This is a genomic window from Deltaproteobacteria bacterium, from assembly GCA_020848905.1.
Lineage (GTDB): Bacteria > Myxococcota_A > Polyangia.
Window position 1 is genome coordinate 1 of the sequence record JADLHG010000033.1, and the last position, 19206, is coordinate 19206.

Annotated in this window: 13 protein-coding genes; 4 read left to right on the forward strand and 9 right to left on the reverse strand. The window is 71.6% G+C overall.

Going from position 1 to position 19206, the window contains the following annotated elements:
* Positions 1-94: 94 nt before the first annotated feature.
* The 4 genes from IT371_14650 to IT371_14665 all read right to left on the reverse strand — a co-directional run bounded on the left by IT371_14650 (position 95) and on the right by IT371_14665 (position 4861).
* Positions 95-640, reverse strand: a complete 546-nt coding sequence (locus IT371_14650; GenBank protein MCC6748895.1) for a hypothetical protein — start codon at positions 638-640, stop codon at positions 95-97.
* A gap of 335 nt (positions 641-975) precedes the next feature.
* Positions 976-2337 (reverse strand): hypothetical protein, encoded by a 1362-nt coding sequence (locus IT371_14655; protein ID MCC6748896.1) that lies wholly within the window; start codon positions 2335-2337, stop codon positions 976-978.
* Between the two features lie 176 nt (positions 2338-2513).
* Positions 2514-3761, reverse strand: coding sequence for a PDZ domain-containing protein (locus tag IT371_14660; GenBank protein ID MCC6748897.1), 1248 nt, complete (start codon positions 3759-3761; stop codon positions 2514-2516).
* A gap of 152 nt (positions 3762-3913) precedes the next feature.
* A complete protein-coding gene (locus tag IT371_14665; protein MCC6748898.1) occupies positions 3914-4861 on the reverse strand; it encodes a sigma-70 family RNA polymerase sigma factor in 948 nt (315 codons plus the stop codon).
* Between the two features lie 86 nt (positions 4862-4947).
* Between IT371_14665 and IT371_14670 the strand changes: the two genes are divergently transcribed.
* Positions 4948-9957, forward strand: a complete 5010-nt coding sequence (locus IT371_14670) for a protein kinase (protein ID MCC6748899.1) — start codon at positions 4948-4950, stop codon at positions 9955-9957.
* A 63-nt stretch (positions 9958-10020) separates the two neighbouring features.
* Positions 10021-10614: a hypothetical protein gene (locus IT371_14675; GenBank protein MCC6748900.1), complete on the forward strand. Its 594-nt coding sequence runs from the start codon at positions 10021-10023 to the stop codon at positions 10612-10614.
* 14 nt (positions 10615-10628) lie between these two features.
* Here the strand turns inward: IT371_14675 and IT371_14680 are convergent, their stop codons facing one another.
* Positions 10629-13229 carry a hypothetical protein gene (locus IT371_14680; GenBank protein ID MCC6748901.1) on the reverse strand — a complete coding sequence of 867 codons (2601 nt, stop codon included), beginning with the start codon at positions 13227-13229 and terminating at the stop codon, positions 10629-10631.
* Positions 13230-13389: 160 nt separating this feature from the next.
* Here IT371_14680 and IT371_14685 point away from each other — a divergent pair, with 160 nt between their 5' ends.
* Complete coding sequence (locus tag IT371_14685) at positions 13390-14013, forward strand: glutathione S-transferase family protein (GenBank protein ID MCC6748902.1); 624 nt, start codon at positions 13390-13392, stop codon at positions 14011-14013.
* A gap of 66 nt (positions 14014-14079) precedes the next feature.
* Here the strand turns inward: IT371_14685 and IT371_14690 are convergent, their stop codons facing one another.
* The 4 genes from IT371_14690 to IT371_14705 all read right to left on the reverse strand — a co-directional run bounded on the left by IT371_14690 (position 14080) and on the right by IT371_14705 (position 17976).
* A complete protein-coding gene (locus tag IT371_14690) occupies positions 14080-15090 on the reverse strand; it encodes a hypothetical protein (GenBank protein MCC6748903.1) in 1011 nt (336 codons plus the stop codon).
* A gap of 213 nt (positions 15091-15303) precedes the next feature.
* A complete protein-coding gene (locus IT371_14695) occupies positions 15304-15678 on the reverse strand; it encodes a hypothetical protein (GenBank protein ID MCC6748904.1) in 375 nt (124 codons plus the stop codon).
* Between the two features lie 57 nt (positions 15679-15735).
* Entirely contained in the window at positions 15736-16719 is a 984-nt protein-coding gene (locus tag IT371_14700; protein ID MCC6748905.1) for a hypothetical protein, read from the reverse strand.
* A 282-nt stretch (positions 16720-17001) separates the two neighbouring features.
* Positions 17002-17976, reverse strand: coding sequence for a phosphatase PAP2 family protein (locus tag IT371_14705; GenBank protein ID MCC6748906.1), 975 nt, complete (start codon positions 17974-17976; stop codon positions 17002-17004).
* A gap of 587 nt (positions 17977-18563) precedes the next feature.
* On the opposite strand from IT371_14705, the gene IT371_14710 reads away from it, so the two are divergent.
* A complete protein-coding gene (locus IT371_14710; protein MCC6748907.1) occupies positions 18564-19193 on the forward strand; it encodes a nucleotide-binding protein in 630 nt (209 codons plus the stop codon).
* Positions 19194-19206 lie beyond the last annotated feature (13 nt).

The window sequence follows — 19206 nt, forward strand, 5'->3', positions numbered from 1 at the left end:
CACCCCGCTCGCAACATCGCTGACCTCTTGCCTCATCGCTGGAACCCGCTCCCCGCCCGCCGCTGATCCGCTCCGCCGCAGCCGCCCGCCCGCTTCACGCGCCGCAGGTCCATTCCCGGACGGTTACGTTGCGGTTGTCGCCGTTGAAGTGGATCGTGCGCAGCTCGAAGAGCCCGGCCGCCTCGAGCGCGCGCACCGCCTGCTTCATGGCGGGGACCTTCAGCTCGTCGAAGAGGGAGTAGTAGCCGGACCGACCCCAGAGGCTCTCGAAGTCATATAGGCCGATCTTGTTCTCCGGCCGGGTGAAGGTCTTCTTCAGCCACCGCGCCAGGGCGTTCGGGGCCTCGGACACCGCCTTGGTCCAGCGCTTGTTTTCCTGGGCCTGGCGCTCGTGCCGCACCGCCAGCTCGTCCGCCATCGTCAGAAAGACGGCGCGGCCGGTGATCTGCTCGCAGAGCCCGAGCCCCTGCCCGTGGAAGTTCTTGTCCAGCGCGACGCGGCACACCTGCTGGTAGCGTTGCTCGGAGAGCGCCTTCTGGCGCTGCAGCACCCGGGCTTGCGGGGAGCTGGCCTTGGCCCAGCCCATCGAGGGCAGGGCGAGCAACGCGAGGGCGGCCAGAATGGTCCTTCGATCACGCATGGTCCTTTCCTCCTTCGAGGCAGCGCGCCTGAAGGTGCCGCGTGGCCCGGCGAGGGAAGTCCCCTGCCAGGCCGCGCTCGTCGGAGGCGGTGCCCTAGATCCGTTGGTCCGTGATGCGGTTCGTGCCCCGGTGAAAACCAAGCGAAGTGCCAGACGCCCGACTCTGGCGCCGCAAACGATGTCGGCACGTTGCCGGGGAGCGGGGCCGGGCCTGCAGGGACACCACGGTGGATGCGGTGGTCAGTGACCCGCGTCGCGCACCTGGCCGCTCGTGCCACCTCCGAGGGGCGAACGCTACGTCGCGGGGCGGGCCGTGGTGAACCCGCTCGTCCCGGTCAGTGGCTGGGCGGTGGCGGACAGTCGGTCGGCAGGCCTTCGACCCAGGCCATGCCCGCCCCCTTCGTCTCGCTGTTCTGGGCCCAGGTGCTCGGGTCGGAGTCCACGAAGGTATAGGTTCCCTTGGGCAGCACCATCGAGGGGTAACAGTTCCAGTAGGCGTTGACCACACCGCCTTGCCCCGGCGTTCCCGAGGCTTGCCACGGTCCGTAGGTCGTGCCGTCGCTGCTCTTGAGGGCCACGGTGCCCGGCGTCTTTCCGGCGCCGCCGTTCCAGTGGTAGGTCACCACCCGCGAGATGAAGTAGCAGCGATCTGTCGTGAAGACCGTCGGCGTGGTGGGCTGGTTGTACACGCCGCCGACGTTGCCGTTGTCGAAGACATGCTCGGCGGCGGTGGCCTTCGGCGTGCAATCGCAGGGGCCTGCTACCGCGCCGGGCAGGCTGCCGTAGGAGAGGTCCTTGGTCTTGGGAGCGCTATGCGTCCACGGCTGATCCAGGATCTGGTCGGGGACGATGATGTGAACGGGCTTGCCGGGCAGCTTGGTGGGCGTCCCGCTCTCCTGCGACTCGACGCAGAGCGTGTACTTCCCCTGCGGCAGGTACCAGTTGATGCTGCTCGACCAGCCGGTGGTTCCGCTCGGTGCGGCTGCCACGGGGGTCGAGGGAAAGTCGGACTCCTGGCCCTTGAACGTGAGCTCGCGGGCGGTGACGCAAACGTTGATCCAGTGGTCGCTCGTCGTGTTCGTGATCTTGAACGCCCCGGACGCATCGGCTGACGGGTTTGCGCGCGTTGTGCCGAACCAGGTGGAGAAGCCGTAGGTCTGCACGATAGCGAGCTTGGTCGCCGGGTCGTAGCGCGCGCTGTAGCGTTCGAGCTTCTTGGTCGAGGGGTTCACGCGATATACGCGCACCTCGTCGGGCTTCGGATCGCCCACGATCGGGAGCGTGACCTCGATCGGCCGCGCGAAGGTGAAATGGCCCGGCGAGAGAGTATAGGTGTCCGACGCAACGGTCTCGCCCGTGGGTGCCGCGACGCCACCCTTGCTTCGGGCGAGGGAGAACTCGATCGCCGCGCCGCCCTGCGGACCTACCGGAATTCCCCAGAGCGGGATGGCGATCTTGGCGCCGTTGGGCAGAGAGAGCTCGCCCGACATGTTGCTCGACAGCGCCTTGGTCACCTTCTCCAAGGTCGGCTCGGAGCCGTCCGCCGAGACGGAGCCGTCCCCCGAGACGGAGCGGTCGGCCGAGACGGAGCCGTCCGCTGCAGGCGGCTGGAGGGGATCGGTCTTGCTGCAGCCAGCCAGGCCCGAGAGCCCCAGTAGAAAGCAGGTTAGAAGTCGCGCGAAGATGCTGACGTGCATGGCCTGGTCCTCTCGTCGACGCCGTGTGAGCGTGCACCCCGAGGGACCGGCGTCTGGTCCGCGTCACGAAATGGGGAGCTGATGAGTGACGCAACGGATGATGCCAGAAGGACGCGGCCGGGTCGATGAATCGCATGCGTCCGGCGAGGCCCGGGCGAGCCTGCAGCCGTGTCGGTCTACGGAAAGCCGACGAAGAGGTCGGCCGAGTCGAGCGCGTAGGTCGTCTCCTTGTCGTCGCGCTTGGCGGTGACGGAGACGGGGACACCGTCCTGCATCGCCAGTACGAGCTGGATGCGCTCCCGCGGGGCGAGCGCGGCAGGGTCCTTGCCGTCGAAGGAGACGAGCTGGTCGCCCACCTTCAGGCCGGCCTTCTCCGCCGGACTGCCGGCGATGAGGCGCGTGATCTTCACCGGCCCGCTCGCGTTGATGGACAGGCTCAGCCCGTAGCCGAACAGGCTCGGCTTCTCGGTCATCGCGTCGCCGGCCAGCGGGTCCAGCCGGAGGCGGTCGTGCGGGTAGTCGATGGTCACGAGGAAGTGCTTGAGGAAGGGGTAGGGCAGGACACCGAGGGTGCGCCCCGTCGGGGCCGGCGGGAGCATCTTGTCCGGCTGCGCGTACATGGCCAGCCGCTTGACGGCGAGCGAGCCGAGGGTGATGTCGCCGACGACGGTGTAGCCGGCCCAGAACGTGCCGAAGGACATGGGGAGCTCGAGTCCCTCCACGACGGGGTTCTTCAGCCCCGACTCCGCCAGCACGTCCTTCGAGATCCCGCCCGCACTGGCGCCCGTATCGAGGAGGAGCTGGCCGGCCAGGCCCTGCACGCTTCCCGCCACGTAGAGGTAGCCGGACTCGCGCGTCAGCGGGAGGGTCACCGGCTTCTTGGCCACGTGGGCGCAGGCCAGGAGCGCCGCCTCGTCCACCTGCGGGTCGATGCGGAGCAGGTTGCGCTTGTAGTCGATGGTCAGCGACTTGCCCTCGAGAAGGTCGTTGCCGAGGATGCCCTGGATGCTCGAGCCGAGGCCGAAGTTCACCGAGTAGACCTTCGCGGGCCCGAGTGTCACGCCTTGGCCCAGCTCGACGCTCTTCAGCTCGAAGGTGGCCCCGTCGGGGAGCCCCGTGACCTTCGTGGAGAGCACGGTGCTCGGCGCGCCCGAGTCGAAGAAGACCGAGTAGGGGCCGGCGCCGTTGATCTTCACGGACACGACGACCTTTCCGGTGGCATCGCTGAACGGGATGCCGCCGGGGCACGCGGAGGCGCCGTCGGTCGAGAGCCGTTGATCGGCGCGCGGGGCCTGGGCCGCGCTGTCGCCCACGGCCGCACCGCCGGCGTCGGGCGAGGCCGGCGTGGGGGAGCTGCCGCAGGCGAGCGGGAGCGTTCCGAGGAAGAGGAGAAGAGCGAGACGACGCGAGGAGACGTTCTTCATGGGGACCTGCCTGGATCGGGGGAGCGCGTGGCTCCGTTCCTGCCGCGAAGGCGTTCGGGCCTTCAGGGGTAGTGCCGCGAGCCGGGCCGCTGATGCAGAGTTTTTTTCGACCGCGCGGACTGGCTCGCCCAGGGCCTGGAAATCTCGGGACTTCAGCGGTCCAGAAAAAACTGGAGGGTGATCTCGAAGTGGCTGGTGATGAGGCGCAGGATGCTCTCGCACTCCTCGTCCCCCACCCGCAGGCGCTGCATGAGGGTCTCGCGCGTCTGCGCCAGGAGTGTGTCGCGGGCCTTGGTCAACCACCGCGCCACGGTGGTCTGGTGCACGCGATAGAGCTCTCCGAGCTGATAGGTCGTGAGCCCGTCCAGGTAGTGCTGCTGCAGGACGACCAGCTCGCGCGGCGGGAGCGACGCGAGCGCCTCGGCGAAGGCTTCCTTGAACTCGGAGCGATAGAAGCGCTTCAGCAGGCCGAGCTCCGGATCCTCCTCGGGGAGCGGGAGGGCCTGGAGCACCTCCTCCTCGACCGGGATCTCCCGCTGGCCTCGGCGCAGCAGCTTCAGCGCGGTCCGGATCGCGATCACGCGCACCCACGCCCCGAGCGAGCCCCGCCCGGAGTAGCTGGCGACGAGCGGGCGCTCCTCGCCGTGCGCGACGAAGAGCTGCTCGCGGAGCGCCTGCGTCGCCTCCTCGATCGCCGCGTCGGAGAGCGCCAGCCGGCGGAGGGGCGGGCCGAGTCCGGTCAGGAAGCGCGCCTCCAAGGAGGCGATGGCCTGGCTGTCTCCCTGCGCGCAGGCGCACGCGAGGTAGAGCTCCTCGAGGCGTGACGGGTCGAGGGCCTCCTCGGCCAGGGTTCCGTCGTCGATGCGCTCGGCCAGGTAGGGGAGAAAGCGGTCGGGTTCCACGGAGAAGGTGGTCCACGCGGCGCGGCAGGCGGCGAGGCCCTGCGTCAGCCGCGCCTCGAGGGCTGGCGTGGCCTCGAACTGCTCGCGAAGCGGCGGGCGCAGCGCGGCCAGAAAGAGGCTGGCGTGCGAGATGCCGGCTGGCGTGGTCTCTGCGGTGGACAGGGGCGATCCTCGGCCTCGAACGCTCGAGGCATGCATCGTAGAATCGTTCGCCCCCCTTGGGCACTTGGTTTTTCCGCAGCCGACCGCGAGGCCCTTTGCGTTGCCTGGACGAATATCGCCTCGTGGACCTTCTCGACGGGCGGCTCTCGGCCGAGGTCACCGAGGAGGTCGAGCGCCACATCTCTCGCTGCCCCGAGTGCCGGCGGCTGCTCTCGGCGCTGACCAAGGCCACCATCGCCGATTCGAAGGCGCCGTCCCCGCCCGGCCCACGGAGCGCTGGCTCGGCAGAGGGCCCCGATGCGACGCCGGTTGCCGACCGCGCCACGGCCTTCGCCCCCGGGACCACGGTGGATGGGTTTCTCGTCCTGCGCTGGATCGGCGCGGGCGGCATGGGCGAGGTCTACCTCGCCCGGGACCTGAAGCTCGGACGCAAGGTCGCGCTCAAGCTCATCCGGCCGGCTCGTCTCGGCTCTCCGGCGGTGGTCGAGCGCTTCCTCTCCGAGGCGCGCTTGACGGCCACGTTCAGTCACCCCCACATCGTGACGCTCTACTCTCTCGGCGAGCACGAAGGACAGCCCTACGCGGCGCTCGAGTACGTCGAGGGGGACACGCTGCAGCAGCGGCTCGGCGAGGAGCGGCTGGGCCCGGCGCAGTGCGTGCGCATCGGGCTGGCCATCGCGGAGGCGCTGGCCGAGGCGCACCGGCACGGGATCCTGCATCGCGATCTGAAGCCGGCGAACATCATGCTGGCCAAGGACGGTCGGCTGCGCGTGCTGGACTTCGGGCTGGCCAAGGCGCTGCAGGAGGCCTCCGCGGCCGTTCCCGACACCGCGCTCTTCGGCTCTCCGCTCTACATGGCCCCCGAGCAGTGGCGCGTCGAACGGTGCACGACGGCGACGGACCTCTGGGCCTGGGGCGTGATCTTTTACCGCATGCTCGAGGGGCGTCTGCCCTACCAGGCGACCTCGCTCTCGGGTCAGCGCGAGCTCGTGCTCGGCGGCGGGCGCCCACCCCTCGGCAGCGGCGAGACCGTGCCCCCGGACGTTCTAGAACGGATGTTCCAATGCCTCAGCACGGAGCCCAGCGCCCGGCCCTCCGCCGAGGAGGTGGTGGAGACGCTGAAACGCGCGGCCCTCGGCCGGCGAGCCAGCACCCCCGCGGCGCCGAGCCCCTTCCGCGGGCTCTTGCCCTTCGCGGAGCGGCACGCGGCCAGCTTCTTCGGGCGCGAGCGGGAGGTGGCGGCCCTGCTCGAGCGCCTGCGCGACGAGCCTCTGCTGACCATCGCGGGGCCCTCCGGGGCCGGCAAGAGCTCCTTCGTGCAGGCTGGCCTCATCCCGGGGTTGCGCGAGAGCGGTCGGTGGACGGTGCTCGGCCTTCGCCCCGGCCGCGAGCCGTTTCTCGCGCTCGCCGAGCGGCTGGTCCACGGCGAGAGCTCGGGGGGCGGCTCGGGCTCGAGCCCCGAGGAGGCGCGGCAGCTCGCCGAGGAGCTGCGGGAGACGCCGTCGGCGCTCGGGCTCTGGCTCCAGCGGCTCGCCCTGCGGGAGGGAAGCCGCGTGGTGCTCTTCGTCGACCAGCTCGAGGAGCTCTTCACCCAGGGGGCCGACGAAGTGGTGCGCCGGAGCTTCGTGCAGGCCCTCTTGACGGCGGCCGACGATCCGGCAGCGCCGGTGCGCGTGCTGCTCACGATTCGCGACGACTTCCTCTACCGCCTGGTGGAGAGCTCCGAGAGCGCGGAGGCCCTCGAGCGGGTGACCTTCCTTCGGCTGCCCGACGAGAGCGCGCTGCGGGAGCTCCTCGTGCGGCCGCTCGAGGTGCATGGCTACCGCTTCGAGGACCCGGAGCTCGCAAACGAGATGGTGGCGGACGTGCGGGGCGAGTCGGCCTGCCTGCCGCTCCTGCAGTTTGCGGCGCAGGCGCTGTGGGAGGAGCGGGACGAGGAGCGGAGGCTCCTTCTGCGCGAGCGCTATCGCGAGCTCGGGGGCGTGGTCGGCGCTCTCGCGCATCACGCCGACAGCGTGCTGAGCGGCCTGTCGGCGGGCGAGGTCGGGCTGGCCCGGGAGCTCCTGCTGCGTCTGGTGAGCGCTGAGGGGACGCGGCGGGTCCTTCCGCAGGACGAGGTGCTTGAGGGGCTCGCGGAGGGAGCGAGCGAGGTCCTGCGTCGCCTGGTCCAGGCGCGGCTGCTGACGGTGCGCAAGGCCCCGGCGAGCGATCCGGGCCGGGCGGAGCTCGAGCTGGTGCACGAGGCGCTGATCCGGGTCTGGACCCGCCTCGCGCGCTGGGTGGAGGAGAGCCGCGAGGGCTTCGCGCTGCTCGCGGAGCTCCGTCAGGCGGCGGAGCTCTGGGAGAGGCGAGGGCGGCGCGACGAGGAGGTCTGGCAGGGGCAAGCCATCCAGGACGCGCTGCGGGCGGTCGAGCGACGCCCCGCGCCCGTTTCGAGCCAGGTCTCTCGCTTCCTCGAGGCCGGGTTGAAGAAGGCGCGCGCACGGCGGCGGCGACGGCGGGCCGCGTCGGTCGCGGCCGGGGGGCTGCTCCTCGTCGTGGCCCTCGCCTCGCTGACGGTGGCCTGGGCGCTCCATCGGGCCAGGCGCACCGCCGAGGAGGAGCGGCGGCTCGCGGTGGAGCAGCGGAGCTCGGCGCGTCATCGCCTCGCCGAGGCGCTGCAGAGGAGCGCGACCCTGGCGCTCTTGCGTGGAGCTCCGCTCGAGGCGCGCGTCAAGCTACGAAGCTCCCTCGAGCTCGAGGACGCGATGCCGAGTCGCGCCCTCCTGCGGCAGCTCGACGCGGAGCCGCTGCTCTGGAAGCAGGAGGTCGGCTCCGTGGCCCACGACCTGGCCTTCTCCCCCGACGGACGGCGGCTGGCCGTCGCCACCCACGGCAAAACGATCCAGCTCTTCGAGGTGGAGACGGGCGCGGGGCGCGTCTTGCGCGGACACGCGGACCAGGTGCTGAGTCTGGCCTTCTCCCGCGACGGAAGGCTTCTCGCCTCGGGGAGCTGGTCGGGAGAGGTGCGCCTCTGGGAGCTGGCGAGCGGTCAGGCGAAGCTCCTCGTCGGGCATCAGGGGGCGGTATTCGGCGTCGCGTTCCGGCCCGACGGCGAGCTCCTCGCCTCCGCCGGTGCGGACGGCCTCGTCCGTCTCTGGGATCCGCGCGCTCCGGGGGCGGCGCGGGTGCTGCGCGGGCCGGGGCGCGGGAGCCGCAGCGTGGTCTTCTCCCCCGACGGGCGCACGCTCGCCGTGGTCGGCGCGAAAGGGGTCGTCCACCTCTGGGAGCCGCGCTCGGGGACGCTGCGACGCACGCTCCGCTCGGGCGCGGTGGAGCTGCGGCAGCTCGCCTTCAGCCCCGATGGTCGGTGGCTGGCGGGGGGCGGCTCGGATCAGCGCGTGCACGTTTGGGACGCTCGTTCCGAGGCCGAGGAGCCGGCGTTCGCGCTGCCGGGGCACGGCGGCACGGTGGCCTCGGTCAGCTTCAGTCCCGACGGGCGCACGCTCGCTTCGGGGAGCTACGACCAGTCGATCCGCCTCTGGGATCTCGAGACGCGCGTGCTCCTGCGCCAGCTCGAGGGTCACGGGTCGATCGTCCTCGGCGTGCGCTTCAGCCCCGATGGCTCGAGGCTCGCTTCGTGCAGCTACGACCAGACCGTGCGCCTCTGGCGGCTCGGCGGAACGCCGGACCCGCGGCTCGAGGGGCACACGGGCGGCGTCCTCGGCCTGGCCTTCAGCCCCGACGGCCGGCGCATCGCCTCGGGGGGCGCGGACCGATCGGTGCGGCTCTGGGACGTTTCGCGTGGAGCTCCCACGCGCGTGCTGCGGGGCCACGAGAACACGGTGTCGGGCGTCAGCTTCGCTGCGGACGGCCAGCGTCTCGCCACGGCCAGCTACGACGGCACGGTGCGCCTGTGGGACGCGCGGTCGGGCGCGGAGCAAGAACGCCTGCTCGGGCATCGGGACAAGGTCCGGGGTGTCGCCTTCGGCCCGGGCGGCACGCGGCTCGCTTCGTACGGCGAGGACCGGACGATCCGCGTGTGGGAGCTCGGCGGCGGCCCCCCCCGCGGGGTGCGGTTGCCGCGTACGCTCGACGGGCATGCCGGGACCGTCTTCTCGGCGAGCTTCAGCGCCGACGGGCGGTGGCTGGCGAGCGCCAGCGCGGATCGGACCGTTCGCGTCTGGGACCTCGCGAGCGGAGCGTGCCGGGCGGTGCTGCGAGGCCACAGCCGGGCGGTGTGGGGGGTAGGCTTCAGCCCCGACGGCTCGCAGCTCGTCTCGAGCGGCGAGGATGGGACGGTTCGTCTCTGGAACAGGACCGGGACGCGCAGCCGCGTGCTCCTCCACGAGGGGCTGCGGTTCTACTGGCTCGCCTTCCATCCCGATGGTGGGCGCGTCGGCGTGGCCGCTTCGGACGGCACGGTGCGGATCGTCCAGCTCGCGACCGGGCGGACCGTGGCGCTCAAGGGGCACCGCGGAGAGGTGGCGGTGGTGCGCTTCAGTCCCGACGGCGCCCAGGCCGTGACGAGCGGCGACGATGGCACCGTGCGGCTGTGGGATGCGACGAGCGGCAGGCCCGTTTGGAGGACCGCGCTCGTGCGCTCTTCGCCGCCGGAGCTCCGCGTGCTCGGCGGGGGCGAGGTCCTGCTCACGGAAGGTGCGAAGGAGCGTCGGGTGCGCGTCACGCGAGAGCCGGGGCTGACCGCTGCCGCGCGGGTGGAGGAGGGCTTCGCGCTCGGCTTCGAGGACGGAACGATCGATCTCGCGCCCGCAGAGGACGGCGCGAGGCGGCCCCGCACGCGCTTCGAACGGGGGACCGCGGGCTCTCCGGTGCTGCGGCTGATCCCCGGACCGAGGGAGACACTGGTCGTGGGCCACGCGAGCGGGCTCGTCGCGCTGTGGGATCTCCGGACCGGCGTGCGGCTGGAGGAGCTCCGTCTGCACGGCGCCGTGCAGCACCTGTCCCTCGTGGGATCGAGGCTCCAGGGGGCGAGCGAGCTCGGGGACGCGCGGAGCTGGGATCTCGGCCTCTACGCGCTGCCTTACTGCGAGCTCCTGGTGCGGGTCTGGCGCGAGGTGCCTCTGCGTGCGGAGGGTCCGGCGTTCGTGCTCCAGCCTGTGCCCCCCGATCATCCCTGTCGGCCGCGGTAGCCCGGGCCGCGACGCGCTCCGCCTCCGAGGCAACCGGAGGGCGCGTGGTAGACTCAAAGGGAGATGCGGCCGAGGAGCTCAGGGGTCTCGTTTCGCTTCGGCGGCGGGCGCGTCGGGATCGTGGCCGGCCTGCTCTTGCTCGCCGGGGGGCTTCTCGCGGCAGGAGCGCCCGTCGCGGGGGCCGACGTGCCCGACCCGGATCCGCCCCTCACCGCGCAGCCGCTACGCCTCTCGCTCCTCGACGAGAACGACCCGCTCGAGCACGGCCTATCGCCCCTGTGCCGCGACACGGTGGTCGCGCAAGGCGCGCGCGGCACGGTCTTCTCGCGAAGCGCGTGGCGCCGGCCGCTTACGGGTCGCCTCACGCTGCACACCGTCGCGCGTTTCGGCTGCCCCAAGAGCGCGGGGGGGGCGGTGGGGCTCACGCACGTCACGCGCCTCTCCCCGGCGCTCGACCTGGTGCTCGGCGCGGGCGTCGCGCACTACCCTCAGCTGCTGCGCGGTGGGTCTCTCACGAAGGCTGTGCTCCGGACGGACCTCGTGGTGCAGCTCCCCGGCGGGGGGAGCGTCAGCACGGGAGTGCAGTGGATCGACCTGCGCCCCTCGAAGGGCGTCGGGCCCAAGCGCCTCGGTCTCTCGGTCTCGGGCCAGTTCTGAGGCTGCTCGGAGCTTTAAGGGGCTCCCACCGCGATGCGGACCCGGCGTTGCCCGGAGCGCGTGTCGATCCAGGCCACGAGGGCGCGTCCCTTCGCGAGGGGAGCCACGACCGGCGTGAACTGGTAGCTCGGGCCGTCTCCTCCGTCGTCCACCCGCTGCTCGGGGGCGAAGCTCTCGCCGCCGTCCACGCTCTTGGCCAGGTAGAGGTCGTTGCCGTCGGCGCGGAAGTCCTGCCAGATGGCGAGGACGGTGCGGGGACCGAGCGAGGTCAGCCGTGGACGCCAGGCGCTGCTGCCGGCCCCTCCGCGAGCGAGCTCCTGGCTCGCGCCGAAGGAAGGCGCCCCGCGCGCCACGCGGACCGAGGCGCGTGCTTCCCGACGACGCCGGTCGGCCCACGCGGCGACCAGCGTGCCGTCCTCGAGCAGGGCGAGCGCGGGGTCGTTGTGCTTGCGCTCGAGCATTGTCGCGCCCGCGTCGTCGATCCGCGTCGCGGCGGAGAAGGAGGCCCCATCGTCCTCGGAGCGCGACAGGAAGAGGTCCCAGTTGTAGTTGCGATAGCCGACCCAGGCGACCGCGACGGTGCGGCCGCTCGCGACGATCGCGGGAGCCCAGTGGTTGTTGCGCGGATCCGGGGCGGGGCGCGCAGGAGGCGCGCCGTCGGCGTTCACGGTGGTGAAGGTGTCGCCCCCCGACGGCACGCGGGCCACGCGGACGCGTGCGTTGCCCTGCTGGCCACCCACGTAGGCCAAATAGAGGTGCGTGGCAGAGGAGGCCAGCGCCGGGGTCCAGTCGTCGGCCGGAGCGGCGGGCTCGGGCAGCGCGAGCGCGGCGAACGACGCTCCACCGTCGAGAGAGCGGACCGCCCGGATGCGGCGATCCCTCCCCGAGACCGACTGCCAGGCGACATAGAGGGCCTCGCCCTGCCACGCGACGGCGGGGGTGTGCTGCCGCTCGGGCCCCGGGGCGACGGCGCGCGCCGCGGAAAAGGTCTGCCCTCCGTCGCGCGAGACCGAGAGGTAGGTCTGCGCTCGCCCGTCACGCGCGTCCTGCCAGGCGAGGGCCACGCGCTCCTGCCCGTCGCTGGCGACCGCCGGGAAGCGCTGCTCGCCGACCGCGGTGGGAGCCAGCTCGCGGCTCGGTCCGAGCGCGCCCGGTGGACCGTGCGGCGCCTGCGGGAAGCGTCCGAGCTCGGCATCCGCGGCCACGACCGTCTGCACGTAGGCGTTCTCTTTCGCTCCGCCGGGGACGAGCGTCTCGCCGACGGCGCGGAGCCGCCGCCGCCGCTCGTCGAGGGAAAGCGACGGATCTGCACGACCGGGGTCTGGAGCCACCCAGGGAGCAACGGCGAGGAAGCCCGCGGCCGGGTCCTGCCCGATGTAGGCCCAGCGGCGCGAGCCGGGCAGCGCGTCGCCGACGATGGAGGACTGACCGTCGAGGATGCGTTCCATCACGTTGCCCGTCCAGAGCGGCATGACGCCGTAGCGCAGGCCGTCGAGCCGCTGCACGGCGTTCCAGGCGCTGCCGCGCAGCGTGTCCGGGCGCCAGGCGTCGGCCGGGTCGACGGAGCCCTCGAAGCCGCACGGGGGATTCGGGCACTCGGGAACCGCCCAGCCCTCGAAGGCCACGGGCTGCACGAGCACCTCCGCACCGAGAATGTCGAGCCGGTCGGGCAGGTCGGCCATGAAGGCATCCTTGCAGACGAGCAGGCCGAGCCGCGCGAAGCCGAGGTCGATCGGTTCGGCGCCGGCGACCGGGCCCCAGCGCAGCTCGAGCGGGCTCTCCTCGGCCGAGACGAGGTAGGCCTTGCGGTAGTCGGCGACGATCTCGCCCATAGGCGAGAGGACGAGGGCCTTGTTGTAGATCTGTCGCTCGCGGGCGACGTAGACGTACCCCGGTGAGGCGAGGTCGGGGTCGGCGAGGGCGGCCAGCTCTCCGGGGGCCTCGCTGCGCTCGACGGTGCCCGCGACGTCGGCGGTGGTGACGACCCACGCGCCGGTGGAGCGCGCCACCTCGCGGCTCGTCTCGTAGACCGCGCGCCAGACGGTGTCGGTGAGGGCGAGCTGCAGCTTCTCGCCGAGACCGAGGTCTGCCCACTGCGCCTCGTAGTGGGCGAGCGCTCGCTCGTAGGTCGAGAGGAGCAGGAGGGCCGCACCGACCGTGCTCTTCTGGCGGCGCGCGAGGGTCGCCCGGCTGCCGATCCCCATCGCGAGGACGCTCAGCGTCTCGGGGAAGACGATCACGTTGGGACGGTCGGTGGCGAGACAGGGACGCACGGAGCGCTCGATCTCGCCGAGGACGGCCGCGCGGAAGTCCTCGTAGGTCGCCACGCGGGCGAAGTCGGCGCGCAGCTGCACGGCGAAGACGCGGAAGGTGCCTTGCGCGGAAAAGGCGTGCTCGGCGCAGGGGACGGCACGTGCGTCGCTGCGCGGGCCGGCGTCGCCGGAGGAGGCGTCGGTAGGCAACGTGCTCGGCGGCGCGCCGCAAGCGATCGTGTGGAGGAGGAGCGCCCCCGCGGCCCCGAGGAGAAGCCGCGACGGTGGTCGGGCGCTCCCGGTCGGGGCTGCAGAGCGGACCGGGCGGTTCGGCGGGCGAGAGGTGCGAGGGCTGTGCTGCATGCGGAGCATGTTGCGCGGCGCCCGGGTCCCTGTCGAGGACCGCGAGGGGACCGAATGGCCGGTCCTGTCACTGCCGGTCGGCCGCGCCACGGCCGCGTCACGACTTGCCGGCGGCAGAGCTCCGCTGCTAGCGTTCGCCCCCCAACCAAGGAGGACGACCGTGGCGCTGCGTCTCTACTACAACTCCGCTTCCCAGCACTCCCGACGGGATCAGGTGGCCGTGATCGAGCTCGGTCTCGACGTGGAGCTCAAGCCCGTGGACTTCATGAAGGGCGAGCACAAGGCGCCCGACTTCCTCGCGCACAACCCGAACGGCAAGGTGCCGCTCCTCGAGCACGACGGACTGTGGCTCTGGGAGTCGAACGCGATCATGGCCTACCTCGCCGACCTGCGGCCCGAGCGGGGGCTCTATCCGACGGAGCCGCGGGCGCGCGCCGACGTGAACCGCTGGCTCTTCTGGGAGGCGGCGCACTTCGGGCCGGCCTGCCTGCGCCTGACCTGGGAGCGCGTCATGAAGCCCACGTTCATGAAGCAGGACCCGAACCCGGTGCTCGTGGCCGACGGAGAGCAGAACCTGCAGCGCTTCGCGGCGGTGCTGGACAGCCAGCTCGCCGGCAAGGAGTACGTCACCGGGCGGCTGTCGATCGCGGACTTCGCCCTCGCGTCGGTTCTTGCCTATCGCGTACCCGCGCGCATGGAGCTCGGGGCATTCCCGCAGCTACGCGGCTGGCTGGGGCGCATCGAGGCGCGCGAGAGCTGGAAGCAGACGGCGCCGCGTTTCTAAGCCCGAAGGTCTACCCCGCCGGACCGCGCACGCCGAGCGAGTCCACCTCCCGCGATCGCCTCCCCGTCAGCGCCCCGCGTGCTGCACGATGGACGTGAGCCAGGATGACATCGCCGAGAGCACCTCGTGCGGGATCTCCGCGGCGGGAACGTCCTCTCTCGCGGTGCGGAAGAAGGCCTTGCCGATCGGGTTCGAGCCGTAGGCCACGAGGCCGTTGTACGCGTGGAGGTCCACCCGTCCGTTGCTGCCGAGGCGATAGACCTGCCACGGCATGCCGTCGGCGCTGCGCCCCACGGCGAACTCGGAGCTGCCGTGCAGGCGGCCGTCCGCGGTCACCGAGAAGTTCTGGGAGTATCTGGACACGCATGCGTTGGTGATAGAGGTCTGTCCGAGCGCCCGCTCGATGGCCGTCACCTGGGCTTCGTCGAGGGCGTTCAGGACCGCGTCGCTCCAGCCCGTGAGCAGGGGCAGCCGTTTTGCGAGCTCCACCCGCGTCGCGAGCTGCGTCCGCAGGGCGCTCGCCGTGCGTCCGAGCGTCCGGCACTCCGCCACGCGGCTCTCGCTGCGCGCGGTGCCGATCATGCTCTCGACGCGGCCGAGGAAGTCGAAGCTGTCGTAGTCGCCCGAATGGAACGCCAGCATGCCCATCCGGCCGACCCGCATCCAGCGGGCGTCCAGCACCTCGTTCGAGCCGCGCGACGGGACCGTGAGGCGATAGAGCCGCCCCTCGGCGTCGATGGCCATGGCGTAGGTCCAGTTGTGCGCCTTCACGTTGTAGGTGTCGGCGAGCACGGCGAGGCGCTTGCCGCGGTACTCGATGACCCGCGCTGGCGCCTTCGCCTGGCTGCCCGGCGCGGCGTCGAGGGTGCGAAAGAGCTCCGCGGCGCTCTGCTGCAGCGCGGTCCGGAAGGCGGCGTTCGCCTGGCGGTGGGCGCGAGACCACGCGGTGCGCGTCCGGGCCACGAAGGCGGGCTCTCCCTGGCGGGTCTCCGCGGCGTGGGCCGGGACCGAGCTGGCGGCGGCGACGAGCGCCGCGAGGCCGAGCCATCTGCACCGCGACGAAGAAGAGGTCATCATGCGGAGTCTCCGATGGCAGGCCGGTTGTGCACCGACCGTGCCAGGAGCGCACCGCAGGGATTGCCTGTAGATGGCCGTTTCCGACGGGGACTATGGGGCGGGCCACCCTGGCGGGTGGCGCCAGCGCCGGCGCCGGTGGCCGAGCCCGCCAGCACTACGGTCGGATGCCCGGCGCCAGAGCCCGATTCCCGGCGCCAGAGCCCGATGCTCTCGCTACAGCCCCATGCCCGCGTCGCACCGCACCACGTCGTTCCGGTGCAGCCAAAGGCTCAGGCGCGTGAACACGCTCGGCTTGAAGGTCACCTTCGTGGGTGGCTGCCGGTTCGCCGTGCGGACCAGGTACGCGTGCGGATCGCCCACGACGCGGCCGCGCTGGTTGACCCAGTGGTCCACGATAGGCCGGAGCAAGAGCGGCACGCGTGCCGGATTCACGCGCGCATACAGACGCTGCTCCATCCGCTCGACCGCCTTCGCGAGGAACCCCCCGCTCTTCTCGCCCGCCATGGCCGGTGCCGCCGCGAGCAGGATGCTCAGGACGAGCACGCGGCTCAGCCCTCGAATCGCCTTGCGTACTACCTCGTGTCGCATGACCAAGCTCCGTTCTGTCGCGAGAGACGCGCTCTCGTGGCTCGTGGCGCCGCGCGCCTACTGGGGCTGCGGCGTGGGCGTGCTCGATGGCGTGCTCTTGGGAAACCGGCAGCCGAGGCCGTTCTTGCCGCCGTCGAAGTGATTCACGTCGAAGATCGTGCGACGGCTCTCGGTGCCCGTGATGGCCGGGGTCGCCTCGCACGGGGTGCAAGGCTGGCCGGGGCGGTCCCCCGGCTGGCCCCATTCCACGTAGAGCAGCGTGGCGCCGCGCCAGCCCGGCTCGGTCTTGCCGAGGTAGCGGTGCACCGCCGGCGACGAATCGATGGCGCGCCGCCCGCCCTTGTCGGCCTGCTCGTAGCGCGCGCCAGGACCGCTGTCCTCGGCGAAGGCGACGATGCAGCGGCCGTTCTCCGTGTTCGTGATGCGCAGGACCGCGCCGCAGCCGAAGCGCTGCGCGTCCGCGACGTAGAAGTACTCCGGGTGCGGGAAGTTCATCGTCTCGGCCGCGGGCTTGAGCTTCCCCTTGAGGTCGAAGAAGTAGCCCGAGACCGAGCCCACGACGGTGTTGACGTTGTACGAGACATGTCCCTTGGCCCAGGGGATCTGCGGCACGCGCGGATCGCTCTTTTTGCAGGTGTGCTTGAGCGGGGTCTGCCCGTCGGCGCAGCTCTTGGTGTGGATGTCGTAGAGGCAGCACCACCTCGTGTAGTGGGCCTGCAGCCCGCCGCAGGTGCTCATGCGGCCGTAGGTCTCCTTGTCCTCGGAGGTGCCGAAGCGGCCGATGTGATAGAAGCCGTCGGACGAGAGGTTCCAGTCCATCCAGTCGCAGGTGTCGGCCGGGAGGGGGGGCGAGGGCTCGATGCGCGGAGGTAGCGTGGCCAGGCAGCTGTATTGCGGTAGCCCCGGGCGGCCGTTGCCACCGTCGCGTGCGGGAGCGCCCGCGTCCTGAACCGAGCTCGTGTGGCGCTCGAGCTCGAGAGGGTCGCCGCAGCCGACGACCACCAGCGCGAGCCCGAGACCTGCGAACCTGACCTGCCGCATCGAACGCTCTCCTTCTCCCGCGCGCACGCCTGCCCTCGTCGAGAGAGCCGGGAGCTCCTCGCAGGTGGCGTCGACGCGAGCGGTGTCTGAGGTCCGGCCTTGCACGGGTCGTGCCGTGCGCAGGGGTGGCCAGGGCGGTGGCGGCTCGTCGTGGCCGCGCGGACTTGGATTCGCCGCACGCGCCCCGGGGCTTGGGCTGGACACGCGGGCGTTCGGAGAGTTCGCGCACTCTCGGTCCAGTGCTCGTTGGAGAGAGGGCGCGGTAGGTCGATGCGCGGCGTGTCAGGTCGGGTCGGGCAGGAACCTGGGCTCGTCCCGAGCGCCGCGGAGGCGATCCCACCTGCGGACCAGCACGCCGCCGAGGCGGACGGCCGCGTAGGTGAACGGCACCGCGGCGATGACGTCCACGACGTAGTGATAGCGGAGGTACACCGTCGAGAAGATGAGGCCCGAGGCGATGGGGAGCAGGGCCCAGAACGTGGGGCGGTGCGAGCGCCAGGCGAAGAAGAGCGTGAGGAGCGTGATGCTCGTGTGGGCGCTCGGCATGCAGTCGTGCATGCGCCCCTCACCGGCGGCCAGGCAGTTCCGAATCGCGTCGAAGGTCCAGAGCCCCGAGAGGCCTTCGTGGTAGGGGGGAAAGAAGCGCGGGCCGACCACGGGAATCAAGAAGTACGTCGCATACGAGCCATAGAAGGCGATCGAGATGATCGCGATCCCGTCGGCGAGGGGCTTCGTGCCGAGGCGCCGCATCATCTGGATGCCCGCGATGATCGGGAGGAAGTAGTACACGGCGTAGCAGATCTGAAGGTACTCGGAGAGGGCGGGGTGGTGAATCCAGGCCATGAAGCGGGCCGGAAGGTCGCCGAAGAGGGCGAAGTCCAGGCCCGCCACCTGGGCGTCGTACTCGCGCGGGTGAATGGCCGGCACGAGGGCGCCACACTCGAGGAAGAACAGGGTGAAGAAGGAGATCGGGTACCACTGGCGCGCGATCCAGAAGAAGCCGCGCTCAGCGCGCCGCATCGCGGGGCGTAAGAGCAGGATGGCCGTCATCGTCGCCATGTTGAGCGCAAGGTAGCGGGGGGCCTGCGGCAGGCCGCGGAGCGCCCAGGCGGCGACGATCATCAGGTCGAAGAAGAGGTGGGCCAGGAGCCACATCGCCTCGGCCAGGCGCACGTCGTTGCGCCGGCAGAACTCCCCCAGCCCGGAGAGCGGGCAGTCGAAGGCCGCCGGCGCGCTTCCTGCGGCGGACGCGGGCATGCCTCCGGTACTCGAGGTGTCGGTCGCCGCGGCGGGCTCTAACATCCGGCGGGTGCTCTTCCGTCGTGCTCGGCGGCGTCGGTTTGACGTGGGTGACTGGGCCGTCTGGTTCCGAAGGACAGCGCCGCGAGCCGAAGAACTCTACCCGGGAAGGCGCATGCGGGGCAAGCGCGGCTGCGCAGGGCGCGGCTTGCTCTGCGTCAAGGAGCAGCGCCTCAAACTCGCACGATGCTGCGCGGACGCGCGGGAGGCGGACACTCGAGGTCTCCTGCGGCCGACGTCGGGCGACGTGGCCCGCCGTCGGGTACTAGGGTATCCTCCGCCCCGAGAGAGGTCACGCCATGCGACGAATCCTTCGAATCGGTCGAGTTGCTGCTGCCGCGCTGCTCCTTCCCGCGGCGGCATGTACCAAGGAGGCGCCTCCTCGGGAGGCGCAGCCGTTCGTTCCTCCGGCGCCGTCGGCCGTTCCCGGGGCGCGCGGAGCCCCGATGGCGCACGGCTCTGCGGCCGACCCGCATGCGGGTATGCCTGGCGCGGGTGGCGCGACGCCCGCAGGCCAGCCCGCAGCGCAGCCCGCAGGTCAGACCGTGTCCGGCACCGTGCTCGAGGCCTTCCCCGCGGCCGGGTACACCTATCTGCGGCTCAAGGCGACCGAGGGCGAGATCTGGGCCGCGGTGATGAAGGCCGAGATCAAGAAAGGGGCGGTCGTGCGCGTGACGAACGCGTCGCTCATGCGGAACTTCGCCAGCCGGACCCTGAACCGCACCTTCCCGGCGATCTACTTCGGCACGCTCGGCGACGGTGCGGGGGCTGCCGTGGCGCAGGCCCCCGCTTCGCCGGGGACACCGCCCAAGGGCGCTCCCGCTGCGAGCGGGCCCAAGGGGCCTCGGCTGCCGAAGGCCGAGGGCCCGACGGGGCGCACCGTGGCGGAGGTCTTCGCGCAGAAGGATCAGCTGAAGGAGAAGCCGGTCGCCGTGCGCGCGCGTGTGACGAAGTTCAACGCCAAGATTCTCGGCCGCAACTGGCTCCACGTCGAGGACGGTACGGGGAGCGCCGCTGGAAAGGACGGGGACCTCACTGTCACGACGGCCGACTTGGCGGAGGTGGGGGACGTGGTGCTCCTGCGCGGCGTGGTGCGCGTCGGCAAGGACTTCGGCGCGGGCTACAGCTACCCCGTCATGGTCGAGGGGGCCAAGCTCGAGCCCGCCAAGCGCTAGCTGTGCTGGTCTG